This is a genomic window from Sphingomonas carotinifaciens (assembly GCF_009789535.1).
GTDB classification, from domain to species: domain Bacteria; phylum Pseudomonadota; class Alphaproteobacteria; order Sphingomonadales; family Sphingomonadaceae; genus Sphingomonas; species Sphingomonas carotinifaciens.
Genome location: NZ_WSUT01000001.1, coordinates 243114 through 263598, shown reverse-complemented (window position 1 = coordinate 263598; position 20485 = coordinate 243114). Strand labels below are relative to the sequence as shown.

The window sequence follows — 20485 nt, the reverse complement described above, 5'->3', positions numbered from 1 at the left end:
GATAGAACAGGGTAGGAGTGGACGTGTCGGACCCGTACGTCAGTTCATGGTTGAACGCCTTCTCGGCCGAGAAAAGGCGTCAGCTGGCCGTGGATCATAGTGGTGTTCTGGCGATGCGCGGCAGCAAGGAGCTTGACCGCATCGTCGACATCGTGCGCGATCATTACCAGACCGCCTATGCGGCGATCTCGATCATCGACCGGCGCTCGCAGATCCTTTTGGCCGAGCGCGGCCTCGGCGTCGAAGAAACGCCGCGCAGCACCGCCTTTTGCGCGACGACGATCCAGCAGGATGGCGAGCCGCTGATCGTGCCGGATGCGCGCGCCGATGCCCGTTTCGCCGATTTCGGCAGCGTGCAGGGCGACCCCTTTATCCGCTTCTATGCCGGCGTGCCGATCGCGGACGATGCCGGGCTGGCGCTCGGCGCGGTTTGTGTCGCCGACACGAAGCCGCTGACCATGGCGTTCGACCGGGCATTGCTGGTCATCATGGCGCATGAGGTGGAGCGGACGGTGTCGTCGCTGCTTCCGGTCCGGTAGCGGCGCCCTTCTGGTACACCCGCACATAATCGATCTCGAACCGCGCCGGAAAGATCGCGTCATCGACCCGGCCGCCCATGTCCCCGCCGATCGCCAGGTTCAGCAACAGATATTGGGGCGCGTCATAGGGCCAGCCGGCCGTGCCCTTGCCCGCCCTGGCGTAACGGTGCACCGGGCGGCCATCGACGGCGAAGTCGAGTGCATCCCTGGTCCAGTGCAACTGGTAGCGGTGAAACGCATCGCATGCGTTCGGCAGGGTGATGCTCGCCCCGTCGCCGCTGGTACCCGCCGTCGCGCGGTTGTGCACCGTGCTGTGCACGACATGGCGGTCGTTGCCGACATGCTCCATGATGTCGATCTCGCCACCATCCGGCCATTCGCCCTGCTCGCCCAGCATCCAGATTGCCGGCCAGCTTCCCGCGCCGCACGGCAATTTCGCCCGGATCTCGAAGAAGCCGTAGCGCCACGCCGCCCGCCCCTGCGTGATCAACCGGGCCGAGGTGTAGCGTTGCCCGCCATGATCGGGCGCCGCCAGTGTTTCGGCACGCGCGGTGATGACCAGCCGGCCATTCGTCACCCGCGCATTCTCCAGTCGGTCGGCCACATAATATTGCAGCTCGTTATTGTACCAGCCCGTCCGGTTGGCATGGGTGTCGAACCGCCATCGGGCCGGGTCGGGCAGCCCTTCGCCCGTGAACTCGTCAGCCCAGCGCAGCGTGTAGCCAGGTGGCACGTCGGCGGACGGCGTCTGTCCCCAACCGGCGCCGGCAATCGTCATCGCCCCCGCCATGATCGCCGCCCGGATCATCGATCCCGTCACAAACCACTCTCCAGCCACGGATTTTTCCGTCCGATGCTAGGCCAGCCTTTCCGCCGTGGCGAGCCGTAAAGCCCGGCTCAAAGCCGTTCGCGCACCCCGCCAATGATCTGTCGCGCGGTATCGGCCAGCACGCTGGCGGTGCCGCGGTCGCCCTTCACCATCGACGACAGGAAGCCCTTGGCCTGTTCCAGCGTGACGTGCGGGGGCAGCGGTGCGACGCTGGGATCGGTCTTCACCTCCAGCACGACGGGCCGATCCGCGGCAAGCGCCCGGTCCCATGCCGGGCCGACCTGTTCGGGATCATCGACGAAGATACCGGTCAGCCCCAGCATCTCGGCAAAGCGGGCATAGGGTACGTCCGGCAGGCTCTGCGTCGTCGGAAAGCGCGGATTGCCCTCCATGATCCGCTGTTCCCACGTCACCTCGTTCAGGTCCTCGTTGTTGAACACGCACACGATCAGCCGCGGATCGGCCCAGCGTTGCCAGTATTTCTGGATGGTGATCAGTTCGGCCATGTTGTTCATCTGCATCGCCCCGTCGCCGACCAGCGCCACCACGGGCTTGGTCGGATGCGCGAACTTGGCCGCGATCGCATAGGGCACCGCCGCCCCCATCGAGGCGAGCCCGCCGGACAGCGATCCGCGCTGCCCGCGCTTCACCTGCCAGTCGCGGGCATACCAGTTGGCGCACGATCCCGAATCCGACGTCACGATCGCATTCGCCGGCAGGCGCGGCGACATTTCGTACACCACGCGCTGCGGATTGACCGGGCTGGCATCGGCCATCGCCCGGCCCTTCAGCGTCCGGTGCCAATTCTCCATCGCGGCGACGATGCCGTTTTGCCACGCCCGATCCGTCTTGCGCTCCAGCAGCGGCATCAGCGCTCGCAACGTCTCCCCCGCATCGCCGTGCAGGTTGACCTCGACGGGATAGCGCAGGCCGAGCATCTCGGGCGCGATGTCAATCTGCACCGCACGCGCCTGCCCGTCGGGCGGCAGGAACTCCGCCCAGGGAAAGCCCGTGCCGATCATCAGCAGCGTGTCGCACCCCTCGATCATGTCCGATGACGGCTGCGTCCCGAGCAGCCCGATCGCGCCGGTGACGAAGGGGATGTCGTCGGGCACCACGTCCTTGCCCAGCAACGCCTTGGCGATGCCCGCGCCCAGCGTCTCGGCCACCGCGACCACCTCGTTTGCGGCATCGCGCGCGCCCGCGCCGATCAGCACCGCGACCTTCTTTCCCTCGTTCAGCACCGCGGCGGCGCGCGCCAGATCGGCGTGATGCGGCACGACGCGCGGCCGGGTATAACCGGGGCCGGACCGGGTGAAGCCGTGCGCGCGCGCCGGTTCCTCCCACGCCATGTCCTGCACGTCCTTGGGCAGGATCAGCACGGTCACGCCGTTGCGTGCGGTCGCCACGCGCAGGCCGCGGTCGACCAGATGGCGCAGTTGCGCAGGCGCCACCGCCTCCTGCACGAAATCGGCGACGTCGGCGAACATCCGGTCCAGGTTCAATTCCTGCTGGTAACTGGCGCCCCGCACCGTCGTCTCGGCCTGTCCTGCGATCGCCAGAACGGGCACATGGTCGGCCTTTGCATCGTACAGCCCGGTGATCAGATGCGTCGCCCCCGGCCCGCCGGTCGACAGGCAGACGCCCAGTTCGCCGGTGAATTTGGCATGGGCCGTCGCCATGAACGCGGCCATTTCCTCGTGGCGAACCTGGATGAACTCGATGCCCTTATCGGTCCCCTCCACCCGCTGGAGCGCGCCTAGCACGCCGTTGATACCATCGCCGGGATAGCCATAGATGCGCGTCACGCCCCAGGCCTTCAGCCGCTGAACGAAGAAATCGCTGGTCGCCTGGCTCATGTCGGAGGTCCTGCAATGGATGGGCGGAAAGGCCCCCAACGCGCAATGCCCCGAAGTGGTTCGGTTTATGCCGCCTTCTTCACCGACGCGGAAAAACGCGTCATCACCCGTAAACCGAACAGAGCGCCTTCTGGCTGTCGCTCAACCCTCCGCTACCCAGCACATAGCTGGTTCGCTGGCGGACGTTATAGGCCGCGACCGACCGGATCATCCGGCTGCCCGCCGGGATCAGGTCGCCTGCGATGATCGGTTGATAGTCGTACATCACCTCGACGAACATCACCGCGGTGTTGCGCTGCGCCGCGATCTGGTTGCCCGCCGGCCCCATCGCCGTCATCGTGCTGTTCGTCATCGCGGCCGGCGTGCCATAGCTGGAATCGACCCGCTTGGCGCCCGAACAGCGCTGCCAGCGTATCCATTGGCGCTGCGTGTTGCTGGTGCTCTGCTCCAGGTCGGACAGGATGATGCGCCCGTTCGCGCCCAGTCCGATGCGCTGGCCGATCATCCGCGCGCCGGTCATGATCTCGTTCACCTGCGCATCGTCGATCGCGTTGGCGCCGCGCCCTGCCGTATCCGCCACGACGGAGGCGACCTGCGACACGCGCTGTACCGCCAGCACGTAATTGGCCGTCTCCACCCCCGTCAGCGCCAGGGCCAGCAGCACGGGCAGCGACAGCGCGAATTCGATCAGCGCCAGGCCGCGCGTGTCGCGGGAAAGCGTATTCAACCGCATATCGTCGCCACCGGGTCCTGCGTGGAATAGGGCTGGTTGCGCATCATTGTCTGCGCGGTGATCCGCTTGGTCGGCGATATGCCGAACGATCCGGTCAGCGGGGCCAGCCGCGGCACGCTGGCCACCACCGTATAGACCAGTATGTCGTCTCCGCGACCCAGCCCGATCCGGCCGGCGTCCTGGTCGTAGATGCCGTTGGGCCGCGCATCCAGCCAGCAATCGCCGGGATCGTAACGGCCATTACCGTTATTGTCGGTCACCAGCACTTCCGGCCGGCCGACCGAGGAGAAACGGTCATAGGCCTTCTGCTCGAAATCCAGGTCGGTCGCGCGCACCAGCGACTGCACGCGCCGCGTGACGATCGCATCCACAGCCGTCCCGCTCGCCTCCCCCAGGCTCGCCGATCGCACCGCCTCCTGCACCGCGCCCTGCAACACCCCTTGCACATACAGCGTGTGCCCGAACTCCAGCACCGCCATCAGGATCATCATGAGCGGCATGACGATCAGCGCGAACTCCACGATCGTCGCCCCCCGCGCATCGCCAACCAGCCTGCGCGACGTCACTGCGTAAGCCTCAGCGCGCCGATCTTCTTCCCGATATCCTTGAATACGTCGATCAGCGCCTGATTGTCGGTCGCGTTCTGCGCCATGCCGTCGCTGGCGCAGTTCTGGCGGCGGGTGTCGAGGGACGTGGCGAAGCCGACGACGATGATCCTGGCGCCTGTCTCCTTCACCCGGTCGCAGGCGATGGAGAAGCGCGTGTCGTGCAGGTTGCCCAACCGGGTCTCGCTGGTGCCCGTGCTGCCCGATACGCGCGCATCGTACCGCTCGATGCCGTAAGCGCTGTAGGCGGTCATCGACGGGTCCATCTGGCCATCGGTCATGAAGATGACATAGCGATTGACCGGCAGGTTCTTGTAGGTGGTCGGGCTATCGCCGAAGATGCCCGCGGACGAGATCAACCGTCCGCCCCAGATCATGCCGATATCGTGATAGGTCGCACCGACCGGAGTCAGGTCATCGACATAGTCGCTCAGGTCCTTGCGCGTCCAGTCGGCGAGGCGGCGGGCCGGATACGGGCATGCGGTGCTGCGTGAAACCCGCTGCTCATCCGGATCATAGGGTGGCCAGCGGGTTCCCTCCGAAAACGGTTCCCGGTTGATGTCGAGATCATAGGCGTTATCCGGCGCATAGGTCGCGGATGGCGCAATATAGGCGGTATCGCGCTCCTCGATGCACCCCAGTTGCGTGTTCGCATCGCTTGCCCATGCGCGAAACCACGCGTCCGAATGGTTCTCGGTGTGCGTGGGATAGCTGCAATTCTGCCCGCGGCTGTCGCATCGCTCGTAGCGGTACTTGGCCGGATCACGAATGAATTTGGGGTCGCGCGCATAGACCAGCTTGCCGACGTTCACCGTGCTGGAAAACGGCACCACGCCGTAGCGCAGCCGCATGCCCGCCGATTCAAGCTGATCCTGCATCGGCTTCAGTTCGTCATACAGCGCCAGCACCGCCTTGCGCAGCCCGGCGATGCGCGATCCGCCCGACGAGGCGCACGATCCCGTGCAGTCGCCGCCGTTCGGCCGCCATGCCATCGATCCGGTCACGTCCAGCACCAGCACGATGTCCGTGTTCACGAAATTCTGGGACGCGGTACAGCTGACCGAGATGGGCAGCCGCTCATAGCCGAACAGCTTCATGATCGTGGTCGGCACCGCGGTCTTCGCCTCCATGCCGATCACGCCGACATCGGGATGGGTGACGGTCGGGGTGAAGCTTGCGACCTGGAAGCTGGCCGCGGGAAAGTTGAAGTTGAAGAACTTGCGCGCTTCCGCCTCAACGCCGGCGTTGAACACGTCCCCTTCCATGATCCGCCGCCCGGCCAGCGCGCCTGCGTCGCAGGCCTGTTGCAGGCGGACCTTGGCGGTATAGCTGCGTCCCATGTCGACCGCGGACCCCATCATCCCGGTCAGCGGGATCATCGCGAATGCGACGATCGCCAGCGTATTGCCCGCAACGTTGCGCAGCGGCGCGGCGCAGAAGGACCGGATCCACCGGGTCGGCAGCATCGACATGACAGGCTTGGCTTCATCCTCGGTCGGAAACCGTTTCGAGATCAAGCCAACTCGATATGGGTCGAATCTTAAATCATTGCTACTCGGGGATAAATTCCGCCAATTTGGGGATTGTCGTCGCGGCTCACATTTCGCGCGGCAGCGTGATCATGCCCTGCGCCGGCTCGCCGTCAAAGGCGCGCAGGGTGCGCTCGATCTTCATCAGACCGGCATGGCTCAGGTGGATCACGTCCGTCAGGTCGCGATCGGCCTGCAACAGGCCATATTGGCACAGCACCTTGATCCAACGCCCCACCATCGGTGCGCTCACGCTCGCCGCGTTCGAAATGGTGGCCTGCGTCGCGATGCGCCCCTCCGCTTCGGCCAGATAGACTTCCAGCAGGATGACGCCGAGATGGTCGCCGAACAGTTCCTCACCGAATTCCTGTCGGCGCGTTTCGTACAACCGCTGCAACCGCAAGGCCGCACGCCACAATCCGAACGGCGACGCGTCCTCGGCCGGGCAACGCTCCCACGTCACCGTTGCCAGCAAACGGTCGCGTTCCCGCGCCATGGTCACCAGCAGGCTGGCATGGGCGACGGTGCCGTCCGGGCGCCGATAGCGCTTCTGCAACGTGCTGGGCGCCCCCCGCGCGGTCATGGATCGCAGCATCTTGCTGCTTTTCGCGATATCGTCGGGGAGCGTGATCGTCTTGTATGATGCGCCGATGAGGCTGCGTTCGTTCCGTTGCACCAGCGTGCAAAAAGCGCGATCGACATCCAGAATCACGCCGCTCGTGGTCGATACACAATGCGCGGAGAGCATCGCCCGCTCCTGTTAAGCCCCCGCATCCTCCCTGATCCGGGGTTCCCCTATCATGCGTAAGTAAAACGGGACAATTTGCATAGATATTTTAGCGTTCGCAAACGGTTGCGGTCATGCCGTCCAGGCGGCGACGTCATCCTGCCGGGCGATCAGCGCCAGGCCGTCGGCGATCGAGGTCAATTCCCCGCCGGCGCCGATCCGCTCCGCCCCGAATCGCTCCATAAAGATTGCGCGTACCGCAGGCACCAGCGACGTGCCGCCGGTCAGGAACACCCGGTCGATCTCGCCTTCCGCGACCCCCGCCTCGGCCAGCGCCCGATCTACCGCCCCGGCCATCCGCGCGACATCCGCCGCGATCCACCCCTCGAACTCCGCCCGCAAAACCTCCGCCTCAATCACAACCTCTTCACTGGAAAAGGAAAAATGGGCCGAATGACCTTGCGTCAGCGCACGTTTCAGACGCCCGACCGCGTCATATAGCGGGAAGGCCAGTTCGTGTTCGATCAGGGCGATCATCCGGCTGATCGGCTGCGGATCGATTGCGGTGCGGCGCAGGGTTTCCAGTTCGGCCAGCGTACGGCGGTTCCGCATAAGGGCGAGCTTCGACCAGTCGGCAAGATCGGCGAAATAGCCGCCCGGAATGTCCAGGATCTTGTCGAACGAGCGATATTTTCCGCCTTTTCCCATAAAGGGCAGGACCAGCTTGTCGACGATGCGCGCGTCGAAGCGGTCGCCTGCGATGCCGACACCGGCATGGCCCAGCGGTACGCAACGTTGTGCCGCCCCGGGCTCCGCGATCCGCACGACGGAAAAGTCGCTCGTCCCGCCCCCGAAATCGGCTACGAGCAGCGTCGTCGGCTCGGTCAGGTGCGCGGCATAGCCGAACGCGGCGGCCAGAGGTTCATAGACATAGTGCACCTCACGCGCGAAGCCGGCGAACATCGCGTCATAACGCTGTCGTGCCAGGGCCTCGTCGGGCCGCGAGCCGGCATAGGTCACCGGCCGCCCGACCACGACACGATCGAGCCGGTCGAGCGCGCCGCCCGCATGGCGCGTCAGCTTGTCCAGGAACAGGCGGCCCAGTTCCTCGAACCGGAACCGCTTCTCGAACACCGGTGCCGTGTCGAAGGATCGGCTGGCGGCGGTCGACTTGAACGATTGCAGGAAGCGGCTGTCCGAGGGGTATTCGAGATATTCGCGGATCGCCCCCGGCCCCGCCTCCACCGCCAGCCCGCCGCGAACATCCTCGTCATGCCAGAAGCAGAGCGCGCTGCGGAACACCTCCCCTTCCACCGTGTCCAGGCGGACCAGCGAGGGTGCTTCCCCGTCCGGTCCGGCAAGTGCAGCAACGGTATTGGTCGTGCCGAAGTCGAGGCCGATGGCGCGGGCGGCGGCGGGAGCGGTCATGGGGATATAGTCCGGCAGGAAAGAGGGGCGCGCGCCTTTAGCCCGGATCGCCGCGTGCACAAAGCTGTCGCGGATCACTGCCGCCGGCGTATAGAGGAGTCACCTTCTTCCAACGACTTGCCGCTTGGCGGCCGGTCCACCCTTGCCAGCGCCGGGAGTGTCCATGCAGCGTCGCCAGTTTCTTGTATCCGTAGGTGTGGCGGGGGCGTGGCCGGGTTTGGCGCGGGGGGCGGGGGGCAGTCCGGATGGCCGGTTGCGGGAGATGCTGGACCGGTTCTTCTACGAGCGGTTGGAGGACAGTCCGGAGCAGGCGACGTCGCTGGGGCTGGATACCGGGGCGCGGGCGGGGCTGAAGGCGCGGTTGTCCGATGCCTCGCGGGCCGGGGAGGCGCGGGCGTTCGCGCGGGCGCGCAGCGAGCAGGCGGCGCTGCGCACGATCCCGCGTGCAGCCCTGGGCGAGGCGGCGAAGCTGGATTACGACGTGGTCGCCTATAGCCTGGACCGGGTGATCGCGGGCGAGCGATACCCGTTCGGATCGAATGCGGGCCGCTATGCGCCCTATGTGCTGAGCCAGTTGACCGGCGCTTACCGTGACGTGCCGGACTTTCTGGCGAACCAGCACCGGGTGCAGAACGCCGCGGACGCCGATGCCTATGTCGCGCGCGTCGAGGCCTTTGCCGGCGCCATCGATGCCGAGACGCAGCGCCAGCGCGAGGACGCGGCCAAAGGCGTCTTTGCCCCCGATTACATATTGGACACGACGCTGAAGCAACTGGCCGCGGTCCGCGACAAGGCGCCCGAGGCAACCGGGCCGGTGACCGACCTGGCGGCCAAGCTGAAGGCCGCCAACCTGCCGCCCGAGCGCGCCGACGCCGTGGCGGCGCTGATGCGCGAGCGGGTCTTCCCCGCCCTCGACCGGCAGCGTGCGCTGGTGACCGGATTGCGCGAGCGGGCGGTGCATGACGCGGGTGTATGGCGCCTGCCGGATGGTGCGGCCTATTACGCCGCGGCGGCGAGTGCCGCGACGACGACGGAGTTGACCGGCGACGAGATCCACCGGCTGGGGCTGGCCCAGGTCGCGGAGATCGGCGGGCGGATCGACGCCATCCTGCGCGCGCAGGGAATGTCCCAGGGCAGCGTGAGCGAGCGGCTGGTCGCGCTGAACAAGCGGCCGGATCAACTCTATCCGAACACCGATCCGGGGCGCGAGGCGCTGCTGGAACAGTTGCGCGGCCAGATCGCGGCGATGACCCGGCGGCTGTCCGAACAGTTCGCCGTGCTGCCCCGCGCGCCTGTCGAGGTGCGCCGCGTGCCGGAGGCGATCCAGGCCGGCGCGCCGGGCGGCTATTACCAGTCCGCCTCGCTGGACGGGACGCGGCCGGCGATCTACTTCATCAACCTGCGCGACACGTTCGACCGGCCGAAATTCGGCCTCGCCACGCTCAGCTATCACGAGGCGGTGCCGGGCCATCATCTGCAGGTGATGTCCGCACTGGAGAGCGAGGACATTCCGTTGATCCGCCGGCGCGGCTTTTATTCGGGCTATTCGGAGGGCTGGGCGCTTTATGCGGAGCAACTGGCCGACGAGATGGGGATGTATGACGGCGACCCGCTGGGCCAGGTCGGTTATCTGCAATCGCTGTTGTTCCGCGCGACGCGGCTGGTGGTCGATTCGGGCATGCACGCCAAGCGGTGGAGCCGCGAAAAGGCGACCGATTACCTGATCGCGACCACCGGCATCGCGCGCGGGCGCAGCCAGGCGGAGATTGATCGCTACACCGTCTGGCCCGGTCAGGCGTGCAGCTACAAGATCGGGCATACCGTCTGGACCCGCCTGCGCGACGAGGCGAAGCGCAAGGCGGGTGCGCGCTGGGATCCCAAGACGTTTCACCGCATCCTGACCATGGGGGCCATGCCGTTGACCGTGCTGGAGAAGATCGCGCGCGAGCGGATGTAGCCACCGGTTCGTCGCGTCATACTGCGCGCCTGATCTGGGTAATGGCGTGGGCGGATCGGCGCGCCCACCGCCCATCGTCCATGAAGGAGTGACGCGATGGTCGATGCCCGCAAGAACGCCCCCGAACAGCCGCCCGCCGGCGGATGGGGCGCGCTGAACGCCACCGAACGGCAACTGGCGCGGCAAAAGGTGCTGGTGAAGGGCAATCGCGCGCTGCTGAACATGAACAAGCCGGGCGGGTTCGACTGTCCGAGCTGTGCCTGGCCCGATCCCAAAAAGCCGCATACCGCCGAATATTGCGAGAATGGCGCCAAGGCCGTGGCGTGGGAGGCGACCGCCAAGCGCACCGGCCCGGACGTGTTCGCCGCCCACAGCGTGACCGAGCTGCGCGGATGGAGCGACCATGAGCTGGAGGATCACGGCCGCCTGACCCACCCGCTGCGCTACAATGCGGATACCGACCGGTACGAGGCGGTCGACTGGCGCACCGCGATCAGCGAGATCGGCGAGCATGTCCGCGGGCTCGACCCCACCCGCGTCGAACTCTATACCTCCGGCCGCACCTCGAACGAGGCGGCGTTCCTGTGGCAGACCTATGGCCGGCTGCTCGGCACCAACAACTTCCCCGACTGTTCGGACATGTGCCACGCGACGACGACGATGGCGCTCCCTGAGAGCATCGGCGTCCGCAAGGGCACGGTGACGCTGGACGATTGGGACGCCTGCGATGCATTGTTCATCATCGGCCAGAATCCGGGTACCAATTCGCCGCGGATGCTGGGCTATCTGCACGACATGGCCAAGCGCGGCGTGCCGATCCTGACCTTCAACCCGTTCAAGGAACGCGCGCTCGTCAAGTTCACCGACCCGCAAAGCCCGGTCGAGATGCTGACGGGGCGCGGCCAGACGATCAGTTCCAACTATTTCCAGCTTCGCACCGGCGGCGACATCGTCGCGATGCAAGCGATCGCCAAGCTGGTGATCGAGGCGGAAGACGCCGCCCGGGCCGCGGGCGAGGCCCGGATCCTGGACGTGGACTTCATTGCCGAGCATACCCACGGCTTCGACGCTTTCGCCGATTATGTCCGCGGGCTGGACTGGCCGACGATCGAGCGGTTCACCGCCCTGACCCGCGACCATCTGCAACAGGCGGCCGACGTATATATGAAGGCGGAGCGGGTGATCGCCTGCTGGGGCATGGGCATCACCCAGCACCGGCGCGGCGGCGATGCCATGCAGCAGATCATCAACCTGTTGCTGCTTCGCGGGAATATGGGCCGGCTGGGCGCCGGCGCCTGCCCCATTCGCGGCCATTCCAACGTGCAGGGCGACCGCACCGTCGGGATCAACAAGACGCCCGCCGAGCCGTTCCTGAAGCGGATGGACGAGGCGTTCCACTTCACCGCGCCGCGCGCCTGGGGGCACGACACCGCCGAATGCTGCGAGGCGATCCTGCGCGGCGACGTCGATGCGTTTCTGGCGATGGGCGGCAATTTCTTTCGCGCGATCCCCGATACCGACCGGATCGGCGCGGCGGTGCCGTCGATCGGCCTGACCGTCTATGTCGCGACCAAGCTGAACCGCAGCCACCTGACCCACGGCCGGCAATCCTACATCCTGCCGGCGCTCGGCCGGACGGAAACCGATATGCAGGCAGGCGGGCAGCAGACGGTGACGGTGGAGGACAGCTTCGCCATGGTGCACGGATCGACCGGGCAGTTGACGCCCGCCAGCCCGCTATGCCGGTCCGAACCCTGGATCATCGCCGAGCTGGCCAAGGCAAGCGTGGCAGGGCGCGGCGCGGTGGACTGGGACGCGATGATCGCCGATTACGGCCTGATCCGCGACAAGATCGCACAGGTGATCCCCGGCTTCGAGGATTACAACGCGCGCATCCAGGAGCCGGGCGGCTTCCACCTGCCGATCCCGGCGCGCGAGCGGGTGTGGGAAACGGACACGGGCAAGGCCAATTTCCTGTTCGTTCCCGGCATGATGGACGAGGATGACGACGTGCCCGAAGCGCCGCATCTGCAATTGATGACGATCCGCAGCCACGACCAGTTCAACACCACCATCTATTCCTACAACGATCGCTATCGCGGGGTGTCGGGCCAGCGGATGGTGGCGTTCCTGAACCAGGACGACATGGTCGATCTGGGCGTGACGGAGGGCGACTGGGTTCAGTTCGAAACGGTTGCGGTCGACGGGATCGAGCGGCGCGTGGCCGGGTTCAAGGCGGTCGCCTATGACCTGCCCCGCGGATGCTGCGCCGCTTATTATCCGGAAACCAACGCGTTGCTGCCGCTCGACCACCGCGACAAGCGGAGCAACACGCCCGCGGCGAAATCGGTGCCGGTGCGCATCACGCGGGTCGATCCGGGGGCACCCGCATCCAGCGAGCCGGAGGTCGCCGAACAGCGGCCGAGCGCCGTGGGCCCGGTGCCGGTGGCGTAAGGCTATGTGTCTCTCTCCCCTCCCCCTGCCCGGCGGGGAGAGGGATCGGGTTGTTCGACCAGTTCGATCACCATGTCACCGGCCGCCAGCCGGGCGGCGTCGGGTTCCAGCACCCCGATCGCCCGGTCGCCGCGATAGATGCGGACGATCTGGCCGCCCGCCATATCGCGCGGCGAGTGGCCGATTTCCTCTGCCCGTACCGCACGTTCGCGCAGTTCGATCTTGCCGCCGCGGGTGACGAGATCGGCGACATAATCGGCGATGTGCGGGCCGGCGGTACACTGGGCGAGCAACTGTCCGCCGAAGCTGACGGGGTTGACGATGATGCTGGCACCCGCATCGCGCGCCAGCAACTCGTTCTCGATCGCCGCGATCGACACCGCGACCCCGGCATCGGGGGCCAGGCGCCGGCAGGTCAGGATGATCAGCACCGCGGTGTCGTCGCGCCCCGGACAGACGATCACGTTGCGCGCCGCCTCCACCTTGGCGATTTCCAGCACCTTGTTGTGCGTGGCATCGCCCTCCACCGTGGCGACGCCCCATTCCTGCGCGATGCGCAGCCGTTCGGTATCGGTATCGACCACCACGATGCGCTCGGGCGCATGACCACGTTCCAGCAACTCGCCGACCGCGGCCGATCCCGACCGGCCATAGCCGCACACGATGACGTGATCGCGCAATTCCCGCCTGACGAGGCCCATTCGCCACCGCTCCCATCCTTGCCTGAGCATGAAGCTGTACGCGCTGCCGAGGAAAATGAGGAACACGAAGATGCGGATCGGCGTGACGACGAAGGTATCGAACATCCGCGCCGAATTGCTGACCGGCACGATGTCGCCATAGCCGACGGTCGTGACCGTGATGACGGTGAAATAGACGATGTCGAGGAAGCTGACGCTGCCGTCGATATTGTCGCGAAGCCCGGCACGGTCGAGCCAGTGCCCGCCCAGCGCGATGCCGACGAGCAGCAGGACCGCCGCACCGCGGATCGCCAGCGTGGTCAGCGGGCTCAGGCGACCGGCGCGGTAGAAGCGCGGGCGGACCGCCATCACCGCGGCGGGCGCCGCCATCCGGCCGGGGGTCAGGGCGCGCGGTCTGGGGGGTCGGGCACGGTGATGATGATGCACGAACCTGCCCTCTTGCCTCCGGATATGACGATACCTCTGATAGCATAGCCTGCGAATAACGCATCAAAGCACGGTGACCTGCGTTAAGCTGTTGTGATGACACGTGAACCGCCCTCCCTGTGCGTCGATGACGTCATCATCACGGATGATCTGGCGCACCGGGGCACGCGTGCGCCGGACCACGCCATGGAGGCGGCAGCCCTTGCCACCCTGGTCGAGGAGCTGACCGAGCGGCCCGGCAATCTGTTGCAGAAGCTGTGCGAAACGCTGGTCGATCTGGGCGTGGCGGATTCGGCGGGCATCAGCCTGATCGAGGATGGCGATGCCGGGCGCTTCCGCTGGGTGGCGCTGGCCGGCAGGTGGGAACAGTTTCGCGGCGGCACCATGCCCTTCGATGCCAGCCCGTGCGGGGTGGTGATCGAGCGCGACACGATGCTGTTGTTCGAGCATCCCGAGCGCGTCTTTCCCACCGCGGGGGCGGAGCCGCTGATCCATGAGGTGCTGCTCGTTCCCTTTCATGCGGGCGAGCGGCCGATCGGCACGCTGTGGATCATCACGCACGACCCGGCGCGCATGTTCGACGGCGAGGATGTGCGCATCCTCAAGCGACTGGGCCGGTTCGCCTCCGCCGCACACCGGATGAACCATGCGCTGGCCTCCGCCACGTTCGGCCGGGCGGAACTGGAACGCGCGGTGGAGGAACGCTCGCAGGCGCTGCGCGAGCGCGAACAGCGGCAAAGCTTCCTGCTGAACCTGTCCGACGCGTTGCGCCCGCTGACCGACGCTGCCGAGATCGCGCAACTGGCCGCGGCCCGGCTGGGCGAACGGCTGGGTGTGGCGCGGGTCTTTTACGGCGATGTCTGCGACGACCGCCTGACGGTGACGTGCGACCATGCCAGCGGCGTGCCCTCGATCGTCGGCGAACACAGCATGGCGGCGTTCGACTACGCCTTCATGGGCGAATATCGGCCGGGCGCGCTGGTGAGCGTCAGCGATGTCGCGGCCGACCCACGGCTGAACGCGGCCGCCCGCGACCAGCTGCGCGCGCGACAGGTCGCGGCGTTCGTCGACCTCACGCTGTTCCGCGACGACCGCCGCGTCGGCATCCTGGCGGTGCAGCACGACCATCCGCGCGCGTGGACACCCGCCGAGGAGGGCATGATCCGCGAGGTCGGCGAGCGCGTCCACTGGGCGATCGAGCGCGCCCGGATCGATGCGGCCCGGCGCAAGAGCGAGGAGCGCTACCGCACGCTGTTCGAGTCGATGGACGAGGCCTATGCCGTGGTCGAGGTGCTGAAGGACGCCGAGGGCGCCTGGGCGGACTTCCGCTTCATCGAGGTCAATCCGGCGTTCATGAGCCACACCGCGATGCCCTATCCGGTCGGCCGGACCGCCACCGAGCTGCTCGGCAACCCCAATCCGCGCTGGACGCAGCTTTACGGACAGGTGCTGGACACCGGCACGCCGCTGCGTGTCGAGGAGGCCGAGGTGACGTTGGGCCTGACCTTCGACCTCAACATCTTTGCGCTCAAGGGGCAGGAAAACCGGGTCGCGGTGCTGTTCAGCAACATCACGGAGCGCAAGCGCGCCGAAGAGGCGCGGCGCGCCAGCGAGGAACAGTTCCGCCAGTTCGGCCACGCCTCGCGCGACATATTGTGGATCCGCGAGGCGCAGGGGCTGCAATGGCGCTACCTGACGCCGGCGTTCGAGACGATCTACGGCCTGCCGCGCGAGGCGGCGATGGCGGGGGACAATTATCGCGGCTGGCTGGACCTGATCCTCCCTGCGGACCGGGTCCGCGCCATCGATGCGATCGAGCGGGTTCGGCGCGGCGTGCCGGTGACGTTCGAATATCGCATCTGCCGGCCGGGCGACGGCGCGATCCGCTGGCTGCGCGATACCGTTTTCCCGATCCTGGACGACAGCGGCGCGGTGATGCTGATCGGCGGGGTCGGCCACGACTTCACCGAGGCGCGGGAGGCGGAGTTGCGCCTGAAGACGCTGGTCGAGGGTATCCCCCAGCTGGTGTGGCGCGCGGTGGACGGGGGCGAATGGACCTGGGCCAGCCCGCAATGGACCGAATATAGCGGACAGCGCCCGGATGCCTATCGCGACTGGGGCTGGCTGGACGCCGTCCATCCGGAGGACCGGGCCGCGGCACGCGCGGCATGGAGCCAGGCGCTGCTGCAGGGCGGGTTCGAGGTGGAATATCGCATCAGGCGGCAACGCGACGGCGAGTATCGCTGGTTCCAGACGCGCGCCGCCCCGGTGCGGGACGAGGCGGGCACGATCATCGAATGGCTCGGCACCTCCACCGACATCGACGATCTGCGCACGATGCATGCGCGCCAGCAGGTGCTGGTCGCTGAGTTGCAGCACCGCACCCGCAACCTGATCGCGGTGGTCCGCTCAACCGCGGAAAAGACGATGCGCCGCGCGGCGAACCTCGCCGATTTCCGCGAGCGTTTCGGCGACCGGCTGGGTGCGCTGGCGCGGGTGCAGGGCCTGCTCTCCCGGCTGGACGAGCATGACCGGGTGACGTTCGACGCGCTGATCCGCGCCGATCTGCGCGCGATGGGCGTGCTGGGCGAGGGATGCACGCAGCGGGTGACGCTGGACGGGCCGGCCGGCGTGCGCCTGCGATCCAGCACGGTGCAGATGCTGGCGATGGCGCTGCACGAACTGGCGACCAACGCCGCCAAATATGGCGCGCTGCATCAGGCGGGCGGCCATCTGGCGATCCGCTGGTGGCTGGACGTGGAGGGCGATGCGGGCGAGCCGTGGCTGCATATCGACTGGCGCGAAAGCGGGGTCGCCATGCCCGATCCCGCCTCCGCCCCGACCGGCACGGGTCAGGGCCGCGAACTGATCGAACGCGCCCTGCCCTATCAGCTACGCGCGCGAACGACCTATGTGCTGGGCCGGGACGGCGTGCATTGCACCATCGCCATCCCGGTGTCGGTCGCGCCCTTCGCAGAAGGGGCGTGACCCCGCCCCCGCCTCAGGCGTCTTCCAGCGTCGAGAGATAGGGGTGGGCCAGGACGCGGCGGGCATTGGCGGCGGCGATCGCGGTGTCGTTGACCAGACGGCTGCCCGCGACGGTGCGATACCGGGCCACCACCGCATCGATCCGGGCGAAGCGGGCCCCCGCGGCCGCGGCACGGGTATAGAAATCCCAGTCGTTGCAATTGTGGAAGGACGGATCGAAGCCGCCCACCGCTTCCACCGTCGCCCGGCGCACGATCGCCCAGGACGGCCCGATCACCCCGCCATGGCGCAGCGCCACCCGGATGTCGTCGCCCCACCAGCCGCATTCGGCGGGACCGGGTTCGCCGTCCTCTTCGACCCGCGAGAAATGTCCGCACACCACGTCGGCCTCCGCACCCCCGGCGATCAGCGCCTCGGCCGCACCGGGCAGCCACACATCGTCGCTGTCGAGAAAGGCGATCCAGGGCGACCGGCACACCGCGGCGCCGACGTTGCGGGCGTTGGAGGCGCCCCCGTTGCGCGGCAGGATGGCGGCGACGACGCGCGGCCCGTGCGCCACCTCCAGCGCCCGGATCACCGCCGCGCTGGTGTCGCTCGATCCGTCATCGACCACGATCACGCGCGCCGGGGCATGATCCTGCGCCAATACGCTGGCGACCGCATCGGCGACGACATGGGCGCGGTTGAAACAGGGAATGACGACGTCATAGGCGGGCAGTGGCAGATCCACTGCGAACAGGTCGGCGATGCTGTGCATGATCCATGTATGTGCGGCACGGCATCACCGATCAAGACCCGCGCCCTCTCAGCGCCCGAAATTCACCCGCGCGCCCGCATACAGGAACCGCCCGACGGGCGAGATCGGCACATTGGTCTCGAACCCGATATCCGGCTTTTGGTCGGCGAGGTTGTTGATCCCCGCATAAAAGGCCAGTCCCTCATTGGCCCGGACCTGCACCTGCACGTCATGCTGCCACAATTCCCTGAAGCGGAAATAGCGCGGATCGACGAAGGAGGGATTATCGTCGGTGACGACCCGCGCGAAGCGGCGCACCCCGTTCTGCCAGCGCAGATTATAGCTGAGCGTCAGCGCGTCGATTGTCCAGGTGGGCGAGAAGGTGAGGTTGTATTTCGGACGGAACGGCCGGTCGCGATTGTTCTCGATCGCCGCACCCGGCGTCGCGATCTGTTCCAGCCGGTGGAGATAGCCCCCGACCAGCCGCAGGTCGAACGCACCATAGCGACCGGCCGGCACCTGATAGGCGACGTTCAGCTCCAGCCCGGCGGTGCGGAAGGCGGCGACATTCTCGGGCTGCACGACATAGCCGTCGATATAGCCGCTGCCGCTCGCCCGGCTGATCGTTTCGCAGAACGGGTTGTCGGTCGTCGGCTGGTCGACGCAAAGTTGTGCGACGGTGGTCGCGCTGGCCGTGTTGATCGCGTCGCGCAGGCGGATATCGTACCAGTCCAGCCCGACCTGCAGGCGCGGCACGAAGCGCGGGCGGAGCACCACGCCCGCCGTCCAGGTGCGGGCCACCTCCGCGCGCAGGTCCGCATTGCCCTGCCGGACGCCCGGAATGTTGACGTTGGCATTGGGATTGTTGGCGGCGATGAAGGTCGCCGGGTCGCCTCCCGCCGCGGCGACCAGCGCGCGGCAATTCGCATCGCGGAACTGCGTACCCTGGTCGCGATTACCGAGATAACAGGGATCGCTGACGAAATCGCTGGCGCCGGTGCGCGGGCGGAAGATCTCGGCGATGTTGGGGGCGCGTACCGACCGGCCATAGGATCCGCGGATGCTGATATCCTCGACCGGTGCCCAGATGCCGTTGAATTGATAGGCGCGCGTGCTGCCCACCGTCGAATAGTCCGAATAACGCCCGGCCGCACCCACCGACAACAGATGGGCAAAGGGCATGTCCTTCAACAGCGGCACGTTCAGCTCGCCAAACGCCTCCCACACGTCGAACCGGCCGCTGGACGGCGTCGGGATGACATATTCGTCATATTGGTAGAAGATGTTGTCGACCAGTTCCTGCGCAGGGCGGAAGCGGCTGGATTCACGGCGGTATTCGCCGCCCACCGCAAACTGCACCGGCCCGCCGGGCAAGGTGAAGAACTGCCCGAAATCACCGGTTAGGGCCGCGTTCACCACATGCTGTTCGATCCGCGCATCGCTGACGGGATCGAACAGGTAGTAATCGAACGACGCCGGGTTCACCGTGTTCGCGCCAAAGGTGTTGACGGGCACGCAGCCGGCTGCTCGCGCCGCGGCGGAGCGGCAGACGATCGCCCCTGTGGCGGGATCGCGAACGGCGTCCAGCGCCTGGGTGAACTGCGTTGCCAGCCGGTCGTTCAGCTTCGTCGCGCGCAGGTCGGTGCGGCCATAGGTATAGGATATGTCGTAGGCGGCATGCTCGCTGATCGCGCCGGCCGCATCCACCACCCCGCGCCAGGTGCGGCGCCGGTCCCGCTCGCCGCGGCGGGGAATGTCGAAATTGTTGCGGCTGATGTCGATCGAGCCCAGCCCGGCGGCATTGGCGGCCGCGAGGATCGTGGCCGGAACGAACGGGTTGTCGAGCGCGATGGTGGCGGGATAGTTGCCGCCATAGCCGGCAAAGGTCGTCACCTCGGTCTGGACGAACTTGCCCTCCACGCTCAGCTTGAACGCGTCCGACGCATCGAACCGGCCGAGCAGGTTGAAGGCGTGGCGCTCCGTCCGGGGAAAGATGTCGCCGATATAGCCCGCGACCGGCGTGTCGTCCCCACCCGTCGAATAGCCGTCATTGTCCAGCCGCACGCCCGGCGTATAGATCGCGCCGTCGCCGCGGTAGCGGACGCCGCCGATATCGACGATGCCATAGGTGGAACTGTCCGGGTAGCGCAGGTCGCGCACCGGCCCCGACTGGTAGCTGCCCGGCCGGGCCGGATCATAGCCGTTCAGGTTGACGAAGTTCGCGCGGTTCGCCCCCCTCAGGAAATCGCGATCGTCATTGGCGAGCGGGTCCTCGCCATAATATTCATAGGCCGCGGTCAGGTTCGCCCGATTGTCTGCGAAGTTGCGCCCAACGATCACCGACGCAAACCGGTTGCCCGCGTCGCCGCGTTCCGAAATCCCCACCTGCCCGCGCGCGGCGACCCCGTCGAAATCGCGGCGCAGGATGAAGTTGACCACCCCCGACACCCCGTCCGCGCCGTAGATGGCCGAGGCCGCACCGGTCAGCACGTCGACCCGCTCGATCAGGTCGGTCGGGATCGCGTTGATGTCCACCGCGGCGGTGTCGGGCTGGCCCGCGACATGGCGGCGGCCGTTGACCAGCACCAGCGTCCGCTCCGGCCCCAGCCCGCGCAGGTCGAGCAGGTTGAGCCCGACCTGACCCAGCGCGCCGTCCGCCTGCGCGTTGCCCGCGGTGCGCGTGCTGTCCAGCGAATTGGTGAGCGCGGGCACGCGTTGCAGGAAGCTGGTGACGTTGGTGTTGCCCGATTGTTGGATACGCGCGGCATCGAACGACACGATCGGGTTGGGCGCCTCGTAATCGGGTCGCTGGATGCGCGATCCGGTGACGACGATATCGGCGGCAGGCGCCTCGGCCGCGCTGTCCGGCGTAGCCGGATCGGCCTGCTGCTGCGCGGCGGCGGGCACCGCCACGAAAACAGCCACACCCGCAAGAAGGGCGTGGCGCGAGAATGTCGGCATCGGCATCGGTATA

Annotated in this window: 14 protein-coding genes; 4 read left to right on the top strand and 10 right to left on the bottom strand. The window is 67.1% G+C overall.

The annotated features are described in order from the left end of the window. The first annotated feature begins 23 nt into the window (after nt 1–23). The gene (locus tag GQR91_RS01085; protein ID WP_149682559.1) at nt 24–539 is read left to right on the top strand and encodes a GAF domain-containing protein; all 516 of its coding nucleotides are present in this window, start codon (nt 24–26) and stop codon (nt 537–539) included. Here GQR91_RS01085 and GQR91_RS01080 read toward each other — a convergent pair. The 7 genes from GQR91_RS01080 to GQR91_RS01050 all read right to left on the bottom strand — a co-directional run bounded on the left by GQR91_RS01080 (nt 487) and on the right by GQR91_RS01050 (nt 8249). Then, nucleotides 487–1377, bottom strand: coding sequence for a glycoside hydrolase family 16 protein (locus GQR91_RS01080; RefSeq protein WP_211368531.1), 891 nt, complete (start codon nt 1375–1377; stop codon nt 487–489). The two genes, GQR91_RS01085 and GQR91_RS01080, sit on opposite strands and share 53 nt — an antisense overlap. A 59-nt stretch (nt 1378–1436) precedes the next feature. Beyond that, nucleotides 1437–3227, bottom strand: a complete 1791-nt coding sequence (locus GQR91_RS01075) for a thiamine pyrophosphate-requiring protein (RefSeq protein ID WP_149682560.1) — start codon at nt 3225–3227, stop codon at nt 1437–1439. A gap of 103 nt (nt 3228–3330) precedes the next feature. After that, the gene (locus GQR91_RS01070; protein ID WP_149682561.1) at nt 3331–3960 is read right to left on the bottom strand and encodes a TadE/TadG family type IV pilus assembly protein; all 630 of its coding nucleotides are present in this window, start codon (nt 3958–3960) and stop codon (nt 3331–3333) included. After that, the gene (locus tag GQR91_RS01065; protein ID WP_149682562.1) at nt 3951–4526 is read right to left on the bottom strand and encodes a TadE/TadG family type IV pilus assembly protein; all 576 of its coding nucleotides are present in this window, start codon (nt 4524–4526) and stop codon (nt 3951–3953) included. The genes GQR91_RS01070 and GQR91_RS01065 overlap by 10 nt, the downstream gene beginning before the upstream one ends. Then, nucleotides 4523–6037, bottom strand: a complete 1515-nt coding sequence (locus GQR91_RS01060) for a TadE/TadG family type IV pilus assembly protein (protein WP_149682563.1) — start codon at nt 6035–6037, stop codon at nt 4523–4525. Before GQR91_RS01060 ends, GQR91_RS01065 begins: the two co-directional genes overlap by 4 nt. Nucleotides 6038–6161: 124 nt before the next feature. After that, on the bottom strand, nt 6162–6842 hold the full coding sequence (locus GQR91_RS01055) for a PAS domain-containing protein (protein WP_149682564.1): 681 nt from the start codon (nt 6840–6842) through the stop codon (nt 6162–6164). 111 nt (nt 6843–6953) lie between these two features. Beyond that, on the bottom strand, nt 6954–8249 hold the full coding sequence (locus GQR91_RS01050) for an Hsp70 family protein (protein ID WP_149682565.1): 1296 nt from the start codon (nt 8247–8249) through the stop codon (nt 6954–6956). A gap of 163 nt (nt 8250–8412) precedes the next feature. Between GQR91_RS01050 and GQR91_RS01045 the strand changes: the two genes are divergently transcribed. Continuing rightward, nucleotides 8413–10206 (top strand): DUF885 domain-containing protein, encoded by a 1794-nt coding sequence (locus GQR91_RS01045; RefSeq protein WP_149682566.1) that lies wholly within the window; start codon nt 8413–8415, stop codon nt 10204–10206. 96 nt (nt 10207–10302) lie between these two features. Beyond that, the gene (locus GQR91_RS01040; RefSeq protein WP_149682567.1) at nt 10303–12660 is read left to right on the top strand and encodes an FdhF/YdeP family oxidoreductase; all 2358 of its coding nucleotides are present in this window, start codon (nt 10303–10305) and stop codon (nt 12658–12660) included. A gap of 2 nt (nt 12661–12662) precedes the next feature. Here GQR91_RS01040 and GQR91_RS01035 read toward each other — a convergent pair whose 3' ends face one another. Continuing rightward, nucleotides 12663–13787, bottom strand: coding sequence for a potassium channel family protein (locus GQR91_RS01035; protein ID WP_311732270.1), 1125 nt, complete (start codon nt 13785–13787; stop codon nt 12663–12665). 96 nt (nt 13788–13883) lie between these two features. Between GQR91_RS01035 and GQR91_RS01030 the strand changes: the two genes are divergently transcribed. Beyond that, nucleotides 13884–16775, top strand: a complete 2892-nt coding sequence (locus GQR91_RS01030) for a PAS domain-containing protein (RefSeq protein ID WP_149682568.1) — start codon at nt 13884–13886, stop codon at nt 16773–16775. Between the two features lie 13 nt (nt 16776–16788). On the opposite strand, the gene GQR91_RS01025 is transcribed toward GQR91_RS01030, so the two are convergent. Together GQR91_RS01025 and GQR91_RS01020 are read right to left on the bottom strand one after the other, a co-directional pair. Next, nucleotides 16789–17532: a glycosyltransferase family 2 protein gene (locus tag GQR91_RS01025; RefSeq protein WP_149682569.1), complete on the bottom strand. Its 744-nt coding sequence runs from the start codon at nt 17530–17532 to the stop codon at nt 16789–16791. Nucleotides 17533–17580: 48 nt separating this feature from the next. Then, nucleotides 17581–20478: a TonB-dependent receptor plug domain-containing protein gene (locus tag GQR91_RS01020; protein ID WP_249042474.1), complete on the bottom strand. Its 2898-nt coding sequence runs from the start codon at nt 20476–20478 to the stop codon at nt 17581–17583. Nucleotides 20479–20485: the final 7 nt, after the last annotated feature.